The organism is Mesorhizobium sp. P5_C1 (assembly GCF_054049815.1).
Map to the genome: position 1 here is coordinate 1 of NZ_JBFULQ010000419.1, position 4,913 is coordinate 4,913.

Below are 4,913 nucleotides of genomic sequence, written 5' to 3' on the forward strand. Positions count from 1 at the left end.
CCCGCTTCAGAGGCGAGACGGGTCAAGATGATCATCCGCACAACGCCCCCGCAGCTCTGCGCGTGGACCGGTTTCGAAAGGGGCCGGCTCAGTCCGCTCATACAAGTGGATTGGGCGACGAGAAGCCGGACCAACATATCGGATTGAACCCGCCCGGCTGTCGGCAGGACCGCATCCATCATTCTGGCAACGCCAGACGCTCCTCCGGCGTCATGCGGGCTTCGGCTTGGCGGCGAATGTCCGGACCGGCATGGCGGAGCATGGCGCACCAGTCTTCCACATTGTACGTGGTCGCCACGCTGCTCCTGGCCAGATCGTAAATGACGCACGGCTTGTTCGCCATGGCGAGCCGAAGCACGTTGACGGCAGTGCCGGGTGACGCGCCATCCCAGACCATCATGCCAAAGTCGGCGCGCCGCGCCATCTCCCGGTCTTTGGCGGCGTGGACAAAGTCCCCTTTGGCATCGTCAGGAGAAGGAACATGGTAGGCGGCCCAGTCGCCCAGATTATTGCGGGGTTCCTTGCCGGCATGGAAGACGCCGACATGTTCRTACTTGTAGCCCGCGAGTAGGCCCTGCGCCTCGGCATCGGCTCCCGAGGCGTCGCCAATCAGCACGCCGTGCTCGGCAGCAACGATTGCGCCGATGCGAGTGACGGCAGGTTCCGGCAGCTCGAATACTTCGATTGATCCACCTATGAATATCATCGACATCGTGACTTTCCCTTCTCTCCAGCGTCCCCCGCCCCCGCGCCGGCCGCCCTCTCCCTCTGGCCCTGCGCGAGGGATCGTCACCCGAAGGCCGAGACGGCGAAGCCGGCGCGGGGAGCGGCGGGACGCCGCGACTAGAGCCCGGCCGGCCGCAGGCCGGCGCGCCCAGGCCCTGAACCGCTGCCGGAGGTGCTACGCGCGCGGACTAGCGGCCTTCGGCCAGCCAGAGGCTCACGTCCTGGATCAAGTGGATCAGGATAGACGGGTTGTCCCGCGACGACTTTAGTCCACGTCCCAAGGCCGAACCCGACCGCGCGGTCGGGTTCGGCCCGCGGATGCGAGGAAAGCGGCGCTTCACGCGCCGCCCTCCGCGAACCGCCAGACGGGGATGCCAAGCCGACGGGCCTTGTCGGCAAGGTTGTCGGTGATTCCGGAGCCGGGAAAGACGATCAGGCCGTAGGGGACCACCGAGAGAAGCTGGTCGTTGCGGCGGAACGGAGCCGCCTTGGCGTGTCGGTTCCAATCCGGCTTGAAGGCGATCTGGGTGATCTTCCGGTTCTCTGCCCAGCAGGCGGCGATGCGCTCAGCGCCGCGCGGGCTGCCGCCGTGAAGCAGCACCATGTCGGGATGCTTTTCGCGGGCCTTGTCGAGTGCGTCCCAGATCCGGTCGTGATCATTGCAGTCGAGACCGCCGGCAAAAGCAATCTTGGTGCCGGCCGGGACGAGCACCTCGGTTTCGGCGAGCCGGCGGGCGGCGAGGAAATCGCGGGAGTCGATCACCGCCGCAGTCATCGCCTGGTGGGAGACCTTGGAGCCGGTGCGCGGCCGCCATGCCGATCCGGTTTGTGCCTCGTAGAGGTCGGCAGCCTCATCGCGCATGATTTCGAGCACGTTGCGGCGCTCGATATAGGTGATGCCCTCGGCGGTGAGCCGTTCGAGTTCGACCGACTTCACCTCGGAGCCGTCCTGCTCCTGCTGGCTCGAACGCTGCGCCTCCTCGTTGCGATCGAGGGATCGGGCGACTCGCTCGGCGGCACGGTGGAAGACGTTTGCGAAGGACCAGAGCAGGTCATCGAGATCGGGTTCGAGCCTGGTGTCGCCGAGCATGCCGGCGAAGGTCTCGACGATCCCGGCAAGCCCGGCCCGGATCACCTCGTCGTCGGGAAGTGGCCGAGCATCAGGTTCGTCCTGATGCGGGCGATGGCCGTACATCTGCAGTTCGAGGATGACGCGGTCGGTCGGCGAGGAGGCGTGGTAGGGCTCGTAGACATCGTCGAAAGGAAGCTCGTAGGTCATGGCGTGTCTCCGTCGGTTGTGGCCGCGCCTATCGCGGCCTGACAGCGCATCCCGGCCGCGCCCCGGACGCGGCCGCACCGAAGGCCGGAGCGCGAGCGGAGGACGGCGCAGCCGTTGCGGCCGTGACCGGGGCGTGGCAGGGGTCGCCTCTCGGACAGGCCGCGGGAGCGGCCTCTCCGGCGGACCACCGCCATGCCTAAACGTCTTCCGGTGACGCCCCCGCCCGCCTGCCGCCCCGGCCGTTCATCCGGACGGCAGGAAAAGACGGGCATCCTCCGGGACGAGCTGATCGCTGAGCCGTGCCGCGAGATGGGCGGGGCCGAGATGGCGCAGATCGTCGTTGAAGTCGCCGAGCTGCGGCCGCAAAACCAGGGCGAGAATCCCGGCCTCGCCTGCGCGCTGGCTGAGACGCCCGATGCCATGCCGGCCGGCGGCGTCGGCATCGGCTGCGATGTAGAGGCGACGGCAGCCAGGCGGGAAGGTCAGGCCGGCGAGGTGATTGGCCGAAGTGGCGGCGGCCACCGGCAGCGCCGGCATCACCACCTTAACCGACGCCATCGTCTCAAAACCCTCGCCGGCGGCCATGACCGGGACGGGCTCATCTGGCTGGCGGCCTAGCCAAATGCCGTTGYCAAGGAGATCTCCCAGCGAGCGGCGTGGATCAGTGAGTTGCGCCTTGCCCTGACCCGAAGGATCAAGCCAGGTGCGCTGCAGGCCGGTAATCTCCCCGTCGAGGTTGGTGACAGCGGCAATCAGCGCAGGCAGGGTCCGCGTCTCGCCGGTCACGAGATCCCTGTAGTAGCAGCCGGGATGGAAACGCAGCGCACGCTCATGCGTGGAAAGCAGGATGCCGCGGCCAGCAAGATATCGTTCGGCCAGCGTACCGGCGATCGGCTGGGACATGGCGAACAGGCGACGCGCGGCCTCAGGCGAGCCGCGTGCCGCGGCAGATTGGCGCCCGGCGACGGATGGTCTGGACTGAAGGTCTGGCTGTGGCATGGCGAGGAAACGACGTGCTTCATCCGTGACCTCGCGGAAGTCGACCAGACCACAGCTCTGCTCGATGACGTCAAGCAGGTCGCCATATTCCCCCGATGACTCATCGACCCATTTTCCAGCTGCCTTGCCGCCAACCGCTTTGAGCCGCACATGCATGGAACGGCCGCGCATATTGCGGACATCGCCGACCATCCAGTAATTGCCGGAGCGATGGCCGTTGGAGAGATATTCGCGGCACACCGCCTCGGCATGTTCGCCAAGGCGGCGTGCCAGCTCGGACGCCGAACCGGACATGATCGCCTCCCCTCAAGCCGCGGCCGTACGGTCGGTGACCCCGACCAGCGTATGGCGCTCGAGAAGGGAGGCGAGGATAGCGCAACCTTGCGCGGATGTCGGGATGAACAGCCGGAGCTTCCAGGAGATGATCTCGGATATCAGCCCCAGCGCCTTCAGTCGGGGGACCATCGCGTCGGTGAAGCCTATCAGCTCGGCACGGTAGTCGTTCATGACCCGACTGCGGCGCAGGATCAGGCCATCGGCGAGTTGCAGTCCGATCTTGCCTTCCACGAGCCCCGTCCATGCATCTTCCGGCGCGAGGGTCGGCACATTGTCGATGCCCAGATTGCGGAACATGGTCGCAACAAGGGTTGGTGCGATGTAACGCCCGATGATGCGTTCGCCGGCATCGATCTGGATCCGGTAGACCTGACAATCATGGTCCGGCAGCCGACGCCAGATCGGCAGGAGCAGACCCGTTACGATGTGGAAGGTGTTGGTGGTGAACTCCGGGACGGCCGCGACCTCCGCCTGCCATAGGTCGCAGAACAGTTTTCGGTCGGCGGGTTGCCAGTGGGTTTCGGCTAGGGCGTCGAGACCGAAGCGCAGCTCGTCGATCGGCCGCAGCAGGCGTACGCGGTGCTCTATCGTGCCGTCGTCGAGCATCAGGCTCGCCGTCGGCAGCTGTATCGCCGCGCGGTTCGATCGCGTGTTCATCAACAGAACAGATTGTGGCTCCGCGCGGGCGATCGCCAGTACATCGACCACACCGAGCGGCCGAATACGGTCCTTGCGCGCGACGGTCAGCACATGCGACTGCGCGCCGGAGACCGGGTGCGCGTAGACGGTGCGACGATCGGTGACGAGGATGCTCTCCGCCGTGATGGTCTCCAGCCCCTTGTCGTAATTTCCGGCGGCGATGGCGCCTTCGATCTTCGCCGTCATCAGTTGCTCGAACACTTCGAACAGCAGGTTCTGGGTCTCGATGCGCAGCGCCAGCAGGCGATTGAGCCAGGTCGTGATCGGCGGCAGCTCGTCGCGCAACCCGCCCTCGTCGGTGGTCAGCGACAGACCGGTCACGGTCTCGAAGGTCGTGAGTGAGCAGCCGTCGATCTTGCCCTGATGCAGCAGATAGTAGAATTGGCGCAGCGCCGCACGGGCATAGCGGCTTTCCAGATTGTCCTCGGCACGGAACAGCCCGGCACCACCAGTCTGACGCTGGCCGCGCGTGATCGCACCCAGCGTGTCGAGCCGTCGTGCGATCGTCGACAGGAAGCGTTTTCCGGCCTTCACATTGGCGGCCATCGGCCGGAACAGCGGCGGTTGTTTCTGATTTGTGCGGTGGGTCCGGCCGAGACCCTGGATGGCGTTGTCGGCGCGCCAGCCGGCTTCCAACAAATAGTGCTTGCGTAGGCGCTGGTTCTTCACGCCGAGATCGGCGTGGTAGGAGCGCCCGGTGCCGCCGGCGTCCGAAAAGATCAGTACGCGCTTGTCGTCGTCCATGAAACTCTGGGTCTCGGCGAGATTGGCCGAGCCCGGGCGGTTCTCGACGGCCAGCCGGTCGATACCATCGCGGCCGGTCTTCTTCACGATGCGGCGCGAGCGGCCGGTCACCTCGGCGACGGTGTCGGTG

The 4,913-nt window shown here is 66.2% G+C and carries 4 protein-coding genes; all 4 read right to left on the reverse strand.

Translation table 11 applies throughout. The annotated features are described in order from the left end of the window. Positions 1–178 precede the first annotated feature (178 nt). Positions 179–712 (reverse strand): hypothetical protein, encoded by a 534-nt coding sequence (locus tag ACXJ7R_RS24725; protein ID WP_457154117.1) that lies wholly within the window; start codon positions 710–712, stop codon positions 179–181. 351 nt (positions 713–1,063) lie between these two features. Then, the gene (locus ACXJ7R_RS24730; protein WP_127415421.1) at positions 1,064–2,005 is read right to left on the reverse strand and encodes a DUF2493 domain-containing protein; all 942 of its coding nucleotides are present in this window, start codon (positions 2,003–2,005) and stop codon (positions 1,064–1,066) included. A gap of 243 nt (positions 2,006–2,248) precedes the next feature. Next, the gene (locus tag ACXJ7R_RS24735) at positions 2,249–3,298 is read right to left on the reverse strand and encodes a DUF7146 domain-containing protein (protein ID WP_457154118.1); all 1,050 of its coding nucleotides are present in this window, start codon (positions 3,296–3,298) and stop codon (positions 2,249–2,251) included. Positions 3,299–3,310: 12 nt separating this feature from the next. Further along, the coding region (locus ACXJ7R_RS24740) for a strawberry notch C-terminal domain-containing protein (protein WP_457154119.1) at positions 3,311–4,913 on the reverse strand (1,603 nt) is incomplete at its 5' end.

What these genes read in the sequence shown, in the direction of transcription:
- ACXJ7R_RS24730 (WP_127415421.1), bottom strand. Translation starts at nt 2,005, where the DNA reads ATGACCTACGAGCTTCCTTTCGACGATGTCTACGAGCCCTACCACGCC.